The sequence below is a fragment of the Paenibacillus sp. JT22N1 genome, from assembly GCF_059692155.1.
Window position 1 is genome coordinate 74,086 of record NZ_JCAUAW010000010.1, and the last position, 16,237, is coordinate 90,322.

The 16,237-nt window shown below is 44.2% G+C and carries 16 protein-coding genes; 4 read left to right on the forward strand and 12 right to left on the reverse strand.

Features of this window, described 5'->3' with window-relative positions; translation table 11 throughout:
- Positions 1-118 precede the first annotated feature (118 nt).
- Positions 119-1,015, forward strand: coding sequence for a LysR family transcriptional regulator (locus AC58UU_RS19485; protein WP_497318406.1), 897 nt, complete (start codon positions 119-121; stop codon positions 1,013-1,015).
- 50 nt (positions 1,016-1,065) lie between these two features.
- On the opposite strand, the gene AC58UU_RS19490 is transcribed toward AC58UU_RS19485, so the two are convergent.
- From AC58UU_RS19490 to AC58UU_RS19505, 4 genes are all read right to left on the reverse strand, one after another.
- Positions 1,066-1,803, reverse strand: a complete 738-nt coding sequence (locus tag AC58UU_RS19490; RefSeq protein WP_497318407.1) for a response regulator transcription factor — start codon at positions 1,801-1,803, stop codon at positions 1,066-1,068.
- 92 nt (positions 1,804-1,895) lie between these two features.
- Positions 1,896-3,146: a cation:proton antiporter gene (locus AC58UU_RS19495; protein ID WP_497318408.1), complete on the reverse strand. Its 1,251-nt coding sequence runs from the start codon at positions 3,144-3,146 to the stop codon at positions 1,896-1,898.
- Positions 3,146-3,808, reverse strand: a complete 663-nt coding sequence (locus AC58UU_RS19500) for a potassium channel family protein (RefSeq protein ID WP_497318409.1) — start codon at positions 3,806-3,808, stop codon at positions 3,146-3,148. Before AC58UU_RS19500 ends, AC58UU_RS19495 begins: the two co-directional genes overlap by 1 nt.
- A gap of 14 nt (positions 3,809-3,822) precedes the next feature.
- A complete protein-coding gene (locus AC58UU_RS19505; protein ID WP_497318410.1) occupies positions 3,823-5,175 on the reverse strand; it encodes a TrkH family potassium uptake protein in 1,353 nt (450 codons plus the stop codon).
- A 275-nt stretch (positions 5,176-5,450) separates the two neighbouring features.
- Between AC58UU_RS19505 and AC58UU_RS19510 the strand changes: the two genes are divergently transcribed.
- Positions 5,451-7,022 carry a CPBP family intramembrane glutamic endopeptidase gene (locus AC58UU_RS19510; protein ID WP_497318411.1) on the forward strand — a complete coding sequence of 524 codons (1,572 nt, stop codon included), beginning with the start codon at positions 5,451-5,453 and terminating at the stop codon, positions 7,020-7,022.
- Here AC58UU_RS19510 and uvrC read toward each other — a convergent pair.
- The 3 genes from uvrC to AC58UU_RS19525 all read right to left on the reverse strand — a co-directional run bounded on the left by uvrC (position 6,982) and on the right by AC58UU_RS19525 (position 10,233).
- Positions 6,982-8,979, reverse strand: a complete 1,998-nt coding sequence (gene uvrC, locus AC58UU_RS19515) for an excinuclease ABC subunit UvrC (protein WP_497318412.1) — start codon at positions 8,977-8,979, stop codon at positions 6,982-6,984. The genes AC58UU_RS19510 and uvrC overlap by 41 nt on opposite strands.
- A 413-nt stretch (positions 8,980-9,392) precedes the next feature.
- Entirely contained in the window at positions 9,393-9,707 is a 315-nt protein-coding gene (gene trxA / locus AC58UU_RS19520; protein WP_057307540.1) for a thioredoxin, read from the reverse strand.
- Positions 9,708-9,849: 142 nt separating this feature from the next.
- A complete protein-coding gene (locus tag AC58UU_RS19525; protein ID WP_497318413.1) occupies positions 9,850-10,233 on the reverse strand; it encodes a MerR family transcriptional regulator in 384 nt (127 codons plus the stop codon).
- A gap of 209 nt (positions 10,234-10,442) precedes the next feature.
- On the opposite strand from AC58UU_RS19525, the gene AC58UU_RS19530 reads away from it, so the two are divergent.
- On the forward strand, positions 10,443-10,586 hold the full coding sequence (locus tag AC58UU_RS19530; RefSeq protein WP_082562634.1) for a YqzM family protein: 144 nt from the start codon (positions 10,443-10,445) through the stop codon (positions 10,584-10,586).
- 114 nt (positions 10,587-10,700) lie between these two features.
- Here the strand turns inward: AC58UU_RS19530 and dnaI are convergent, their stop codons facing one another.
- The 3 genes from dnaI to AC58UU_RS19545 all read right to left on the reverse strand — a co-directional run bounded on the left by dnaI (position 10,701) and on the right by AC58UU_RS19545 (position 13,755).
- On the reverse strand, positions 10,701-11,651 hold the full coding sequence (gene dnaI, locus AC58UU_RS19535) for a primosomal protein DnaI (protein ID WP_497318414.1): 951 nt from the start codon (positions 11,649-11,651) through the stop codon (positions 10,701-10,703).
- Between the two features lie 55 nt (positions 11,652-11,706).
- Positions 11,707-13,227: a replication initiation and membrane attachment family protein gene (locus AC58UU_RS19540; RefSeq protein ID WP_497318415.1), complete on the reverse strand. Its 1,521-nt coding sequence runs from the start codon at positions 13,225-13,227 to the stop codon at positions 11,707-11,709.
- Between the two features lie 171 nt (positions 13,228-13,398).
- Positions 13,399-13,755: a winged helix-turn-helix transcriptional regulator gene (locus tag AC58UU_RS19545; RefSeq protein WP_171641059.1), complete on the reverse strand. Its 357-nt coding sequence runs from the start codon at positions 13,753-13,755 to the stop codon at positions 13,399-13,401.
- Positions 13,756-13,882: 127 nt separating this feature from the next.
- On the opposite strand from AC58UU_RS19545, the gene AC58UU_RS19550 reads away from it, so the two are divergent.
- Positions 13,883-14,917 carry a zinc-binding alcohol dehydrogenase family protein gene (locus tag AC58UU_RS19550; protein WP_497318416.1) on the forward strand — a complete coding sequence of 345 codons (1,035 nt, stop codon included), beginning with the start codon at positions 13,883-13,885 and terminating at the stop codon, positions 14,915-14,917.
- A gap of 69 nt (positions 14,918-14,986) precedes the next feature.
- Here AC58UU_RS19550 and AC58UU_RS19555 read toward each other — a convergent pair whose 3' ends face one another.
- Positions 14,987-15,847 (reverse strand): alpha/beta fold hydrolase, encoded by an 861-nt coding sequence (locus AC58UU_RS19555; protein WP_497318599.1) that lies wholly within the window; start codon positions 15,845-15,847, stop codon positions 14,987-14,989.
- A 90-nt stretch (positions 15,848-15,937) separates the two neighbouring features.
- The gene (locus tag AC58UU_RS19560; RefSeq protein WP_171641056.1) at positions 15,938-16,222 is read right to left on the reverse strand and encodes a YuiB family protein; all 285 of its coding nucleotides are present in this window, start codon (positions 16,220-16,222) and stop codon (positions 15,938-15,940) included.
- Positions 16,223-16,237: the final 15 nt, after the last annotated feature.

Genomic DNA, 16,237 nt, shown 5'->3' on the forward strand with positions numbered 1-16,237 from the left:
TGAATAAAAAGTGACATGTACATCGTACCTCTTTCACGCTTATAATGGAAGTGCCGTTTTTTTATATACACTTATAACTTAAACACATATGCTAAGCGAAAAAGGAGTCGATAGAAGCATGGAACTTTTGGATGTTTTCGCTGTTGTTGTCGAACAGGTAAGCCTCAATAAAGCATCTCAGTTATTAAACATTTCCCAACCGGCTCTCTCTCGTAAAATAATGAAGTTAGAGGAAGAGCTAGGCGTTGAACTCTTTATCCGCAAAGGGAAAAGGCTGGAGCTGACCAAAGTCGGTCAAATTTGTTATGACCATGCCTTAGAACTGCGTCATCTAGAGCGCAAGTTCAAGCAAGCGATCCAAACCTACAAAGCAGCGGGCAGCCATACTTCGATTACCATAGGGGCAAGCCTGACAACGCTTCAAACAACGCTCCCAGATCTTATCACAGATTACTTGCAGGATTACCCTCTGACAGAAATTAAGCTGCTTACAGGGAAGACGCATGAGATCGTTACCATGGCGAAAGAAAACAAAGTGGATATCGGCATCGTTGCTTCCCAGATTAATGCTTCCAGCCTTCATTGTGAGCCTTTATTCGATGATCACTTATGTCTGGTGCTTCCTCTAGGACATCCTCTTATCGATCGCACCACCATCACAATGAACGATTTAAATGAACTGCCGATGATCCTCTTCTCCAAAGGTACTTGGTATCGCATTTTGATGGATGAGCTGTTCAACCGTTATACCATATTACCCAATGTACAAATGGAGATCGACTCCTTCGAAGCCATCATCCGGCTCGTTTCAACCTGTAAAACGGCAACCTTACTTCCAAGATCCTATTTACGTGAAGATTTAATTCGTAATAATGAATTGATTTTGCGCAATCTAGTCGAGTTAGAACAGACGAAACGAACGACTTCCCTCATTTACTCCGACCATACAGCGGATAATATGGCGTCTATGAAGTTTATAACTCAAGCGATCAATTACTTCGCCAATCAAAAATAAAACCTCTATGCCACGCATCCTAGAAGGTGCTGAGGCTAGAGGTTCTTTTTCTAATAAACAAATTTATAGCCTACACCCCAAACCGTCCGAATCCACTTAGGTTCTTTGGGATTGTCCTCGATCTTTTTACGAAGGTTAGCAATATGTACATCAATGGCCCGATCCGTAACTAAACAGTCAAATCCGCGAACCGTTTGCAGTAAATCTTCTCGGCTATATACACGACCTGGATGATTCACGAAGCATTTCATAATTTCGAATTCCGAATAAGTCGTTTCCACTAAAACACCATGAACACGCATTGAGCGCGTATTCGGATTGAGCGTAATCTTCTTATTGATATCCAAGACTGCTTCTAAAACCGCAGTCGTAGATCCTCCAGCTGCTTCCGTCACTTGACGAGTTTTCACACTCGATTTCAAATACAAGTTGGAGCGCCGAATGAGAGCGTGAACTCTCGCACTCATCTCGTGCATACTGAACGGTTTACACATATAGTCATCCGCACCTGCCCCGAGCGCGTTAACTCGTTCAACAACTTTACTTTTCATCGAGACGATCATAATAGGTATTTTCGAGGTTTCCCGAACTTGTCTGCATAATGCAAGACCGTCCATATCAGGCAGCATCAGATCAAGCAAAATGACATCTGGATCAAACTGCGAGACGGCTGCAATACCTTCTGCCCCATTTGCCTTTCTTATGACATGAAATCCTTCTTCACTTAAATACATAGTAACCATATCGCCGATCATGGCATCGTCTTCAATTATTAATACCTTATACATGGGGGGCCACCTTCAGTTAGAAATTCTCTTGTTGTATATGTACTCGCAAATTTATTAATTGAATAGTCGATTGGTGATCAAAGAAACTTATTTTATTCATGGTTCTCGGGATCGTCGGGCTTTATTTCAAGACCCAGTTTACGCGCAACATAAGCAGTTGTACTTGCTTGAAACAAAATGGTTATAAGCACGGCCATGAACGTAACGCTCGCAATAAGATCACTATGCTGAACGCCCATCCCAGCTACCATTCCGGATAACGCCGCGGGTATAACACCTGTCTCTCGAACCCAGAACATGAACAGAATTTCATTTCGCTTCCACTTCGCTTTACGATCCGGCCATGTACAGATCAGTACCGTGAGTGGGCGAGCGATAAACATAAATACAAAGATAACACCTAAGCTTGTCCAGAAATGCTCAAGGATTAATGGAAAATTCACTTGACTGCCTAGCAAGATGAATATGAGCATGCGCATGATGACCGTAATATTTTCTGAAAAATGCTCCATTTCAAGCTGTTTATCATTCATTTCCAGCTTAAAAGTACCTGCGTTCCCCCAGATCAATCCCGCTGTAAAGGTCGCCATAAAACCGCTTACACCTATTGCTTCTCCCGCGATATAAGCACCAAGTGAAGTCACAACCATCGCTATCGTTGCGTAGTCTCTTAGATGACCCAGCTTCAAATGAGCCGTCAGGAACGTCATCACATAACCAATTACCGCACCAACTAGAAGCCCACCCAGTGCTGTCTTCACAAAATCAATGACACCCGAAGCAACAGAAACCTCTTGAGTGCCAAGAATAATGGCTAATAAAGAAAAAGTTAGAATCGAAGCCGTCGCGTCATTAAAAGCAGATTCACTTTCAACCGTTTCACGCACTTTCGTACGAATCTTCACTTGTTTAAACACTGGGATCAGGGTTGCAGGGTCCGTTGAAGCGATAATCGCCCCCAGTAATAGAGCATAAAGCCAAGGTAAATCCAGCAGCAAATGAGCGACTACTGCCACTGCACCGCATGTGATAAGAACGCCAGGAACACTGAGTAAACTTACAGTAAGCCATACCTTGCGAAGACCAGAAAGTCTAATATTGCGTCCTCCATCGAAGAGGATTAAGGTAGAGCCAATGACAAGGATGAATTGATTCGTAAAAGATGTGCTGGACTCGGTAATCCAATGAAAGGCTTGTCCCACCAGCATACCCGCTATGAGAAATAGAGCAACATCAGGAAGCTTCAACCATTGCGCCGCTTTCCCAGATATCATACCCAATCCAAAAATAAGCACAAGTAAAATGATAACATGATCAATTAGGATCGAGGTTGTATTTTCCATTATCCGATAACTTCACTTTCAAATTTATCAATTTGATTGTTGGTTCCGATGATGACCATCACATCATTCTCATTCACGACATCACCCGCCGTTGGTGCAATGATAATCCCATTTTGTTTATTGATAGCTACAATACTGCAGCCATACTTAGCACGAGGATCTAGTTCCCTGAGAGCATAGCCACATAGATTCTTAGGGACAGATAATTCCACGATCGTATACTCTTTGGAAATCTCAATATAGTCCAGAAGATTAGGTGATACGAGTTGATGTGCAACACGAATCCCCATATCTCGCTCCGGATAAATCACACGGTCGACACCTAGCTTATTCAGTACTTTGCCATGGAGTTCGGACAATGCTTTAGCGACAACCTTTTTGATCCCCAAATCTTTAAGTACAATAGCCGCTAGGATACTCGATTGAATATCATCCCCAATGGCTACAACAGCGCAGTCGAAATTTCGTACGCCCAATGATTTCAATACCTCTTCATCCGTCGCATCTGCAACTACCGTATGGGTAAGCACAGAACTCAGCTCATCAACGACTTCTTCATCTTTATCAATACCCAACACTTCATAACCAAGCTTTATGAGTTCTTTGGAAATACTGGCCCCAAAACGACCCAGCCCGATTACGACATATTGATTTTTTTTCATGTTCGTAGTTCCCCTTATCCAATCGTGATTTTACCCTCTGGGTATCTATATAGTTCTTTCTCTTGCTTCGGCTGCAGTGCATAGGCTAATGTGATAGGCCCTAGACGCCCAGCAAACATCGTTAAACTTATGAGGATTTTCCCAAATGTTGTTAATTCAGGAGTCAAACCCATAGTCAGACCTACAGTACCGAAGGCGGATGTCACCTCAAACAAAATTTTCAAAAACTGTGAATCCTCCGTCGTCGATAACAGCATAGTGACAATGATAACTAAAAACAGAGCCATCATGGTTAAGGTAATAGCCTTGAGAATACGATCCTTAGCCAAACGATAACGGAAAATGACAATATCCTCTTTCCCACGGATCATCGTCACTATAGCACTAATTAGAATCGTAAATGTAGTTGTTTTAATACCTCCACCTGTAGAGCCGGGTGAAGCACCGATAAACATAAGAATGACAATGAAAAATTGGGACGCTTGGCGAAGAGCCCCAATATCAACCGTATTTGGCCCAGCTGTACGAGGGGCAACGGATTGGAAGAAGGAGGCTAATATTTTCCCGCCTAAATCCAGCGAACCCATGGTTCTGATATTTGTATATTCGAATATAAAGATGATAATAGCTCCAAACACAATAAGAAAGCCTGTCATGCTAAGTACCACTTTGGAATGCAGGGAAAGCTTCTTCTTAGTCTTATAGTCCATCAAATCAGACATAACAATGAAACCAATACCGCCAAGAACAATAAGCGCCATTACAACAAAGTTCACCACGAAATCGTTAGCATAGGCTGTAAAGGAAACAAATGGTGCATCAACTGTTCCAAATAAATCGAAACCTGCGTTATTAAACATGGATATGGCATGCCAAATCCCGAAGTAAAGGGCTTGAGCAAAATCCATATCAAATGACCAACGAATTGTGAAAATGACTGCTGCAATGGCTTCAATCGATAACGAATAGATAATAACTTTACGAATAAGTCGGACGATACCTTCCATACTGCCTTGGTTAAATGCCTCTTGCAGAACTAGTCTTTCTTTTAATGTAATTTTTTTACGGAAGGCAAACGCGATTAAAGTCGACATCGTCATGAAACCCAATCCGCCAATTTGAATCAAGCTCACAATGACGATCTGCCCAAACATCGTGTAGACACTTCCTGTATCTACTACGACCAAACCTGTCACACATGTTGCCGAAGTCGCTGTAAACAACGCATCAATAAAAGCAATTGAATGTCCCGTTGCCGATGCAAAGGGAAGTGTCAAAAGCCCTGCTCCTAAGAATATAATAGCAGCAAATCCGAGAACGAGAATTTGTGGAGGCGTTAGTCGCCAAATATTCATTTTCTTAATCATAGTGCCTCCTGTATTTGCAAAAAAGACATAAGGATTTTCCAATACGTTAACGGTAGGGTTCCCCCGTTATTATTTAGAAATTCCGAACGTACCCAATTGATAGGTATTATATAATTGTTTTTAATTCTTTACCACTAAATTGGCTTTCTTTTTAAACTATGATAACGTGAAAGATGTGATTTCAGAATCGAGAATGTAGAAGGGAACTCACTATGATAAGGCCAAAATTAAATCGTTTTCTCCTCTTCCTTGCATGCATTGGAGTAGCCCTTTACATGGGAATATCCGCATTGTACGGTCTTCAGGCCGAAGAACCGTCGGCAGCAGAAAATCCTACTATCACGAAGCAGCAGGCTGCGGATCGCGCAGCGCAATTTGTAAGTGAGCGTTACGATGTGCATAACCCCCAAACCTTTGTTGTTTATCAGTCCAAGAAGGATCGCAGCGGTTATTTGCAAAAGGAGCATTTGTTAGAAGCTTATATGAAGGACTATGGGGAGCGTTACCCCATTGATTACTATCAAGTAAGCGTAGAAGATACCAAGACCAACCGTCAGTTTGAAGTTGAGATTAATTACACGAATGCATCGGTTATTGGATGGCGTGAAGCGCAAAATCCTTCCGATCAGGCAATCATCAGTAAGCAGAAAGCAGACATTTTGGCCAAGCAGGAAATTCGGAAGCAAGGATTTGAGCCGGATGACTTCGCACCCATAGATAAACGGACTGCCGAAAACGATCAAGCACATGGAACAACCTTATTTTATGAAAAGCAATCGAAACCGCTTGGTGAAGCTAAGTTACAGGTTCGAGTTGATTTCGATGATAAAAATCTGACCGGTTACAACGTGCTGTTCAGCTTACCTGCGTCGCATCAAATCTGGATCGATCAGCAGGATCGATCAGCATCTATCATGACTTGGATTTCCATGGGCTTCACACTCATCATGACCATTGCCGCGATTGTATTCGCCATCATCTATAGAAAACATATGAAATTCAGTAGAGGCCTACTACTGACAGCCATTTTCTTAGCTATTTATATCACCAACAATTTTAATATGTACCCTGCTTTTAGGTCTATGAGTGGAGCTCTGAACGATGAATTCGCAACATGGGCAACTATTATTTTCATGAATGTAGTGACTGTGCTGCTCGGCATATCTCTCTACCTGGCTTTAGTTGCAGGTAATGGATTGTGGAATTCAATCGGAAAGCGGAAATGGCCGTCTTGGAAGGAATCATCATTTGGGACTGAGGTTTATAGCGGCATGGGGCGCGGCTATTTGCTTGCTCTCTTCATCTTAGGCGTTCAGCAGGTGCTCTTTTACACAGGTGAAGTAAATTTTGATGTTTGGGCTGTGAACGATCCGTCCGATTCAGTTCTTAATATGGTAGAACCTCGCTTCTTCCCTCTTATGGCCTGGGTTGCTGCCATATCTGAAGAGGCGACCTACCGACTGCTCGGCATCATTCTATTTAAGAAGCTGTTTCGCTCAAACTTTATTGCGATTGTCATTCCCAGCGTAATCTGGGCGGCTAGTCATACCCAATATCCCATTTATCCAGTGTATACTCGGCTAATTGAGGTCACCATCATTGGCATTATTCTTGGTTATGTCTTCCTTAAGTACGGTTTCATTACCGCCGTATTCGCTCATGCCTGCATGGACAGCATCCTCATGGGGATGTCCCTCTTCTACCTCGGACATGTAAGCGATGTGCTTGCTGGCATTTTCTATATCGTTCTGCCTGGTTTGATTGGCTTGCTGCTAGCCTGGCTGCATGGAAAAAGGCGGGGTCCCCTTATTCCTGGGGAGCCACCGCCTCGCCTTGAAGCGCTTTGAGAATTTCGTTAGCTAATTTCTCACCAATACCCAGAGGCTTGAAGTCTTGGACTTCAGCCTCTTTTATTTTGCGTACGGAGCCAAAGTGCTTAAGCAATGCCTTCCGGCGTTTCTCCCCGATGCCGGGAATCGCGTCCAGTTGTGAAACAACCATTGACTTCGCCCTTGTCTCGCGGTGGAACGTAATCGCGAAACGGTGAACCTCGTCTTGAATCCGCTGCAGCAGGTAAAACTCTTGGCTGTCACGCGGAAGTGGCACAACTTCTGCGGGATCTCCGATCATAAGCTGCGCTGTTTTGTGCTTGGCATCTTTCACTAGTCCACAAATAGGTATGAATAGGCCTAATTCGTTCTCCAGCACGTCGATTGCGGCTGAGATCTGCCCTTTCCCTCCATCCACGACAATCAGGTCAGGCATCGTGAGATTGTCCTTAAGCACACGCTCGTATCTTCGACGAATGACTTCGCGCATTGTTTCGTAGTCATCCGGGCCAACGACCGTTTTGACTTTGTACTTGCGGTACTCCTTACGATCGGGCCTGCCGTCCACGAAAACGACCATCGCAGAAACCGGGTTCGTCCCTTGTATGTTCGAGTTATCGAAAGCTTCGATACGACGAATCGTTCCCGTGCCGAGCCACTCTCCAAGATTCTCAACCGCTTTGGTCGTGCGGCGCTCATCGCGCTCCACCAAGCGGAATTTCTCATCCAGCGCATTGCGGGCATTGTCTTTGGCCATATCGACCATTTGCTTCTTCAGCCCTCGCTGTGGGATATGCACCTTGACCTTGAGCCAGGATTCCAGTGCTTCGCGGACATCCTTCTCTTCAGCCTCTACTTGAGCAACAACTTCCGCAGGGATTTCCGCAAGGGTGTCAATTGTGGCTTCAACGGGAGCTTCAGCAATGACATCCGAAGGAGCAGCTGTAGGTATATCGACTTCCCCTTCCGCCCCCGTCACGGGAGCAACAGCCGCCTGTACGGGTATCGACGGCAGGAAGATCTCCTTCGGCAGCGCTGGATTGTCGCTGTAGACCTGAGTAACGTAGGTGATGAAGTCATTGTACTCATCACCGTAATACGGAAACAGCGAGACGTGCCGCTCGATGAGCTTGCCCTGACGCATGTACTGGATGTGCACAGCCATCCAGCCTTTGTCGACCGCGTATCCGAAGACATCTCGGTCTAGCGCATCAGCCGTCGTGATCTTCTGTTTCTCCATCACGGCGTCGATATTCATGATATGATCGCGCAGTTCCTTGGCGCGTTCGAAGTTCAGTTCCTCCGCTGCGGCCAGCATTTTGGTCGTCAGCTCTTCCTTAATAACGTCGTGTCCTCCGTTCAGGAAACGGCTGATCTCTTGCACCATCCGCTCGTTCGTCTCGGCGGATACTTCGAATTCGCAAGGCGCCAGACACTGCCCGATATGATAGTATAGGCATACTTTCTCGGGCATCGTCTTGCACTTGCGTAGTGGATAAAGCCGGTCCAGCAGCTTCTTCGTCTGCTGGGCCGCAAAGGCATTCGGATAAGGGCCAAAGTACTTGCCCTTATCTTTAAACACCCGCCGCGTGACTTCTAGGCGCGGCTGCTCTTCATGTGTAATCTTGATGTACGGGAACGTCTTATCATCCTTCAAGAGTACGTTGTACCGCGGATGATGCTGCTTAATCAGATTACACTCAAGAATCAAAGCCTCCATGTTAGAGGAGGTAATTATATATTCAAAGTCGCGGATTTCGCTGACTAATTTTTGCGTCTTTGCACTGTGGCTCCCCGTGAAATAGGAGCGCACACGATTCTTCAGAACTTTCGCTTTTCCCACATAAATGATGGTACCTTCGCGGTTTTTCATGATATAACAGCCTGGCTTATCCGGTAATAAGCTCAGCTTGTCTTTGATTACTTCAAGACTCTGTTCACGGACTCCAGCGTCCTCATGCTCATGTTCGGTCATGCATCCAATCTCCTCTCACACAAAAACTTACACATATTTCCCCACTAAGTTCATAAGCTCTTAAGCTCTTAAGCTTCTAAGTTCCTAAGTTCCAAAGCAGCTACATGTTGCACTGCGTACAACATTTTCACCTCAGGGCATGCCATTTCGCTGTTAATCTTACATTTCATACAACAATTTAACCTCAATATAGGCATATAAGAGGAATAAGGCCATTTTTGTTGTACAAAATACAACATTCGTCCATAAATGCTCATCTACTCGAACAATTGTTGTATTTCGTACAACATTATCGTCGCAGTAGCTACCAATTATAAACGCTTCCCTGATATCGGAAAACAAAAAAAGCTCTTTTTCAGCATAGCAGAAAAAGAGCTTTTTCTCACGAACAATTGTTTCTAGTTTGTAACAAATTATTGATGACGAGAAACAACATTTTTCAGCGCTTCTTTGGATTGGAAGCCAACTACTTTATCAACTGGCTGTCCATCTTTGAACACGATCAATGTTGGGATACTCATTACACCAAAGCGAGCAGCAGACTCTGGATTGTCATCCACATTTACTTTTGCTATTTTCAAGGACTCAATTTCTTTATCAAGCTCTTCCAAAACGGGAGCGATCATTTTACAAGGTCCGCACCAAGGTGCCCAGAAGTCTACAAGTACTGTACCTTCTCCTTCAACTTCGGCTTTAAAACTGTTATCAGAAACATTCACGATTGACATGATAGTTCCTCCTTCTAAGAATGGATTTGATTTATAACATCAAGTAGTACCTAGCTACCGATGAACGTCAACATGTAAAGTATACCACACCAGTGGGTCATTTCAACCAAGCCATAAGTTAGCAAAAAGGTTGAAATTGGATCTACTTAGCAGGTAAACCTACAGGCAGCCCCTGAACTCTTTGCTGCTCGATATAAGCAATACGATCCTTCAAATTAGCTTGCAGCAGCTGCAGCATCTTCATCTGTTGTTCGATTTCTTCGAGCTTCTCTGTGTAGAGTGGCAGCAAATCATCGCACATCGACTCCTGATTTTTCATGACGCAGTTCAGAAAGCTTTCAATTTGTTCGGTCGTAAAACCTAAGCTCAAATAAAACTGAATGGTCTTCACGCGCTCAACAGCCATCTGGTTGAACACCCGATATCCATTTTCTTCACGCTGTGTCGCGATTAGCCCTTTCGCCTCATAATACCGTAAAGAACGAATACTGGCTCCGGTAAGCTTGGATAACTCACTAATCCGCATGGCCTTCACCTTTTTCCTTTTCCTTGATCAAGTAAGGATGATTTCATTGTAAACCATGACACTAATGTTAGAGTCAAGTCTTATTTTATACTTTCCGCTGCTATCCGTTATTGTTTGCACAATTGTCACTTTGATAAGCTTTACAACTTTCGACGAATTTGGGTATACTAAACTTAAACATACGAATGTCGGACGTAGGGGGTAACCACATGAGCGATCCTAAACACCCTGAGCTTCACGTGTACGAAGAACCGCGTAATGATTTCATGGATGTAGGCATTGGCTTTGGCGCTTTCTTTGGCTTTTTGTTTCTAATTGCAGCCATTGCAACCGTGATTCAAGTTATGAAATAGGAATGTCCAATCCTGAAAGAGAACCGCTTTGCACTCAGTGTGAAGTGGTTTTTTCATGTCGTTTTTTATAATTTAAAAAAGCTGTACAGATGAACTCATCTGCACAGCTTTTTACTATTTCCCACGCTTGTTCGTACCTGTTACCACAACCACATCGACAAAGGGTCGAATACGGTCCATAATCCGTTGTCCCTTGTACTCCTCGTCACCATCTTTATTCGTGAAGCTGAAATGCTTCTCCAAATCAGAGAGTGCGTAATTGGATGTGAAAAAGGTCGGCTTACGATTCATGCGATGATTTACGATAGCGCCAATAACATGATCTCGCAGCCACGGATTCAAATTCTCCGCGCCAATATCATCGAAAACTAATAGATCCGTTTCCTTCAGAAGATCAATCGTTTCCTTCAGCTTGTAGGGCTCTTGGAACATTCCCTTCAAGTCCTCAGCAAAATCCGGCATATAGACGATTGCACCTGTCATACCAACTTTGGCCAGCTGATGCAGCATATAGCCCATCAGGAACGTCTTCCCCGTTCCAAATGATCCAGATAAATAGAGTCCTCTAGTCTGAAGTCCCTCTTCCATCGTAAGGCTGACATAGTCGTTAATTTGCATAACGGCTTTCGCCCGGTCCAGATCCGTTTCAAGGATATCTCCAAAAGAGTAGCTGCGCGAAATCATCCGCGGATCCACGTGAAAAGTGCGGATTCGGCTGCTTATGGCATCCTGCAGCTGCTTCGCGTTGAACTTCTTACAAGCTACCTTTTCCTCATGAACAAACGACTTTTCATTGACGGAATCGGCTGTTAACATCGTATAATGCCCTGACATATCATTCGGACAGTTTTCTAAACCTGGACAGTTCGAACAGTTTTTGAACTCTGTCACATATTGATACAGCTTGTTCATATTAATCTTAATGGTATAGTCATCGACAAATGGATACTTTTGGCGAAATTTATGAACTAAGGCGTCATCCATGACAACTTTAATTTTCGCTTCTGCCTTCCGTCTCCATTCGGATTGCGGCATTGATTTGAGTAAGTGAGAAAGGGAATCCATGCTTCCTGCACCTCCTTATAATTCTCTTGTAACGTTATTCCATCGGCGCTAACCGTCAGCTCTTCCGATTAAAGCGCTCGTCCAGCTTCTGCGCCATCCGTCTCGCGGCTTCCAGCTCTTCATCTGTCAGCCTCGAAGCCGCCGCTGTGCCGGCATCTGGCACAACGATCGGAATATGAGGCTTCTGCGTCTTGCCTTGTCGGCCTCTAGTTACAGAGCCACCGCTAGCCTTAGCGGCCTCTACCTTGGAAGCAGCCTTCTGTTTGTAGCTGATTTTCTCACGCACATATTCCACTGCTTGTTCGTAAGTGACAATTTGCTTGCCCAGCATATCCGATGCGACCGCCTCAATGGAAGACTTGGCCCACGAGCGGCGGTCAATATGTAGGAAGTGGATCAAGACATTAATGACTTCCTCTTTCAATCTATAATTCAAATCAATCTTCTCAAATATATTAAGTACACCGTCCGGAATGGAGCCCTGAGTAAAGAACATTTTCAGAACTGCCGTGTACGGCTCATTTCGCATAATGTAATTGTATTGATGATCTGTACATTCCCCGCGCAGCTGCTGCGGCACTTCTAGGTAATAAGCCATCTCGACTGACTTGTCTCCAGACGTGTCTAGCATATCCTCATTGGCATCGCCTTGAGACTTCTCTTCCGACCTAGACAACGTGCGCTCTCGTTCCTCATCCCGCTTCTTGCTCTGTCTGTAGAACAGATTCGCATTATACTGCATAAGATCCATCTGCAGCTCGCCCTCTTCGGTGAATGCGCCATCCTCATCCAGCAAACGGCATGTTTCCTGAAGCGATAGGTTGTACTTCTTCGCCACGATATTAATTGCAGCCATCTGATCCGGTTTATGCTTGAGAGCTTCAACGAAAACACGATTACTCGCTCCTCGCGGGAACCTCATAATGATATCCGCATACTGGAAGCCTTTGGTTGTCACGTCCATTCGAGCATCTCCCTGTTTACTGGCTGAGGCCTCATACAGGGCTTGCTCCAGTTCGTAATCAACCACCTGAGTATTGAGGCGGAATAGATCATAGAACGGAACAGACAGGTTCTCTTCACTCGCGTCACGGCACTCTTCCGGCTCCGGCGAGAGCAGCTCTTCCCGAAGGGACAGGAGCATGAACTTACCGACCTTATCGCGGAGCAGCAGCGTCAAATGCTGATTGCGGAAAAACTCATTGGGCCCTAGCGGAGGGAACAAGGTGTATACGAAGACATAGTCTTCTTCACCCGGAAGAAACTTGCGAGTTGTCTGCAGGAGCCCTATGGCTTCAAGCTTCGAAGATTGCTCTATTAAATATTTGCGTCCTCGCTCCCCCTGCTCAAGCTCGAGCAGTAGAAACAGCTTTCGCTGTTGTTCCAGAGGCGAATATCCGACTTTTTCTGCACTCATCTGCAGATAAAGTGCTTGATAGAGACTAATAGCCAAACCGCCGATCATAGGCTGATACATAATTGCTAACATTTTATAATCCAGACTGCTCAAAGAAAACTCACGGTTCACACAAAACCTGTGGTTCTCGGTGAAATGCAGCATATTCGTCATTCTCATTCCGTTACAGCACCATCCTGCCTCAACCGATTGCAGCTATGTAAGCATCTCGGTTTCTCTCTATTAGTCTACCACAAAAATCGACACGCTTGGTATCTACGAGAGAAAGATAATATTACCTAATATGAAAAAACCAACCTTTCGGATGGCAAAATTCCGACAACTTAGCCGTTAGACGCGACACTCCGACTTGTTTTTGTAAGCATTGCCCCAATCTTTCATAAGTAAAATAATAGGAACCAATGTTTGTCCGAAGTCAGTCAACGAATATTCAACCTTTGGAGGAACTTGATGATACACCTCGCGGTGGACAATGCCGTCCTCTTCCAGTTCTCTTAATTGTAGAGTCAGCATTCTCTGCGTAATGGATGGACAGATTCTTCTGAATTCATTAAATCTTTTGGTCCCTCCAATCAGGTGATATAAAATAACGCCTTTCCATTTGCCTCCAATAACATCCAATGTATATTCAACTGGACAGCCTTCATCATTATGAAGGTTGCCGTACCCGCTTTTACGATCACGCATTACGATTCAGCTCCTTAACAGTATACAAATTGATACTACATAACATCATTGTGCGTACTTACTATTTTAAAACGAATCGATTAAACTAACAACATAGAACAATTATTTAAATGAGGAGATGGGAAATATGATTGCAAAAGAGACTATGAAAGCAGTAGGTCTATATAAGTATTTAAATGTGGAGCATTCGGAAAGCTTGATTGATGTGGAAATTGAGAAGCCGGTTCCTATAGGTAAAGATCTCCTTGTCAAAGTTAAGGCTATTTCTGTAAATCCAGTCGATACCAAAGTAAGGGCTCCAAAAGATAAGATTGAAGTATCACCAAGAATCCTGGGTTGGGATGTCGCGGGTGTAGTGGAACAAACAGGACCGGAATGCACATTATTTCAACCAGGCGATGAGGTTTATTATGCAGGCAGCATTACACGCCCGGGCGGAAACAGCGAGTTTCATCTTGTCGATGAACGTATCGTCGGAACGAAACCGTCATCGCTTGATTTCGCTCAATCGGCAGCACTGCCGTTAACAGCTATCACAGCTTGGGAGGCACTGTTTGACCGACTAGGTGTGTCCCACAATAAAGACATTAACACAGGCAAGGTTATTTTGATCATAGGTGCTGCTGGAGGTGTAGGATCCATTGCAACGCAACTGGCTAAGTATGCCGGCCTGATGGTGATAGGTACGGCTTCCCGTCCCGAATCGATCGATTGGGTGAAAACAATGGGAGCAGATCATATCATCAATCACTACAGTTCTTTCGTTCCTCAATTAAACGCTCTCGGCATACAGCATACCGACTATATCTTGTGTTTAAATAGTACGGAGCAGCACTGGCAGAACATGGCCGAAGCGATTGCGCCGCAAGGCAAAATTTGCTCCATCGTTGAAACGGATCAGCCACTCAATTTGACTTTGCTTAAAAATAAAAGCGTAACGTTTGTATGGGAATTAATGTTCACCCGCTCGATGTTCCAAACAGCCGATATGGTTGAACAACATAAACTGCTGAATGAAGTAGCCCAACTAATCGATTCTGGCACCATCCGTACCACTTTGACTGTAAAGTTGGAGCCTATCGATGCAACAAATATGCGGAAGGCCCACGCCATGATTGAAGCAGGCAACACAGTTGGAAAGGTTGTTTTGGAGCATTTTTAATTTCGGACTTTTTATATAAAATAGAGCCTGTTGAGTTTTCTCAACAGGCTCTTCAATCTATCAGCTGGGTTAATGAAGTGGCAGCTGACTTTCCTGGATGTCCTCGCCATACATGTCTGGATTCAGCTTTTTTGCAATCGCTAAGTCTAACAGTACACGCTGTGTCTGAATATCCTCCAGGCTGTCCACCCAGAGGCGGATCAAGTCATTCATTTTTGAAGGGTTTTTAATCGGAATTTGATGCTTAGCATCCTTTATGAAATAGAGGGAGCTATACGGCAGCTCTTCATGGAGTATGTTTGCATACCGATGAAATGTGCGGTCCTTTTGACCATAAATCAATAGAATCGGATGCCGGATCCCCCGAAGACGGCGCGAACAGGTGTAGGTAAGGGCCTGTTCATAATACGGCTTCACACTTTTTGCATCATCGCTAACGGAGCTTTGGTACAATTCGTGATAAGTAGAAGCATTATCCGCATTCCCGAAGGTGATCGCTTTTTTCAACACATTCATAAAGAGACCAGAACCGGCCATCCGCGCGGCGAGCCATACCCTGCTTTTGTTATAAAGATCTGTTAATTCGGACATCCCGCTAACCACGATTCCCCCAAGGAAACGTTTAGGGTACGTAAGCATTGCTTCCAGCACTAACGCGCCACCTGTCGAATAACCGCACAGGAATACTTTATCAATACCCAGGTAATCCAGCAACTGCCTTATATCTTCAACAACAAGCGCATAACTAAATGCACGTTCTGACGATTTGCTCGCGCCATGACCTCTTATATCAAAAGTAATGACTTGGAAATGGTCCGAAAGCTGCTCTCTTTGATAAGCAAAAGTCTGTAAGGTTAATAAAGGTGGATGAATAAAGACAATTGGGGTACCAGTCCCCGTAATCTCATAATTCAAATTGGTTCCGTTCACATGGGCCAAAGGCAAAATAGTCTCCTCCGAAAGGTCAATTTAGGCAACTCAACCTTAGAATGACCAGTTCCGCCTATTTCTATGAGAACCTTAAAACATTTTGAAGCCTCTAATCCGCAGCGCTTTAATGGCCGATCCACTTAAAATAGCGCCAACTAAACCACCGATAGCCGGAACAATATCAACAATTGTGAAGCTCTCTCCGCTGGAAAGAAAAGACGCCTCTCCTATTGAACCATAAATAACAACACCGATAACCAGAGCAATAAAAGCATAAAGTGGAAACCATGTTGTTTTCATTAGCATATTCAAAATAAACCCGATCCCAAAAAATAACACTATCATTAAGACAGTGGCAATGACCATTTGTAACAATGTATGTTCCCCCTT

Coding starts and splice junctions, on each gene's coding strand:
- AC58UU_RS19485 (WP_497318406.1), top strand. CDS start 119: ATGGAACTTTTGGATGTTTTCGCTGTTGTTGTCGAACAGGTAAGCCTC.
- AC58UU_RS19490 (WP_497318407.1), bottom strand. CDS start 1,803: ATGTATAAGGTATTAATAATTGAAGACGATGCCATGATCGGCGATATG.
- AC58UU_RS19495 (WP_497318408.1), bottom strand. CDS start 3,146: ATGGAAAATACAACCTCGATCCTAATTGATCATGTTATCATTTTACTT.
- AC58UU_RS19500 (WP_497318409.1), bottom strand. CDS start 3,808: ATGAAAAAAAATCAATATGTCGTAATCGGGCTGGGTCGTTTTGGGGCC.
- AC58UU_RS19505 (WP_497318410.1), bottom strand. CDS start 5,175: ATGATTAAGAAAATGAATATTTGGCGACTAACGCCTCCACAAATTCTC.
- AC58UU_RS19510 (WP_497318411.1), top strand. CDS start 5,451: ATGGGAATATCCGCATTGTACGGTCTTCAGGCCGAAGAACCGTCGGCA.
- uvrC (WP_497318412.1), bottom strand. CDS start 8,979: ATGACCGAACATGAGCATGAGGACGCTGGAGTCCGTGAACAGAGTCTT.
- trxA (WP_057307540.1), bottom strand. CDS start 9,707: ATGTCAATCGTGAATGTTTCTGATAACAGTTTTAAAGCCGAAGTTGAA.
- AC58UU_RS19525 (WP_497318413.1), bottom strand. CDS start 10,233: ATGCGGATTAGTGAGTTATCCAAGCTTACCGGAGCCAGTATTCGTTCT.
- AC58UU_RS19530 (WP_082562634.1), top strand. CDS start 10,443: ATGAGCGATCCTAAACACCCTGAGCTTCACGTGTACGAAGAACCGCGT.
- dnaI (WP_497318414.1), bottom strand. CDS start 11,651: ATGGATTCCCTTTCTCACTTACTCAAATCAATGCCGCAATCCGAATGG.
- AC58UU_RS19540 (WP_497318415.1), bottom strand. CDS start 13,227: ATGAGAATGACGAATATGCTGCATTTCACCGAGAACCACAGGTTTTGT.
- AC58UU_RS19545 (WP_171641059.1), bottom strand. CDS start 13,755: ATGCGTGATCGTAAAAGCGGGTACGGCAACCTTCATAATGATGAAGGC.
- AC58UU_RS19550 (WP_497318416.1), top strand. CDS start 13,883: ATGATTGCAAAAGAGACTATGAAAGCAGTAGGTCTATATAAGTATTTA.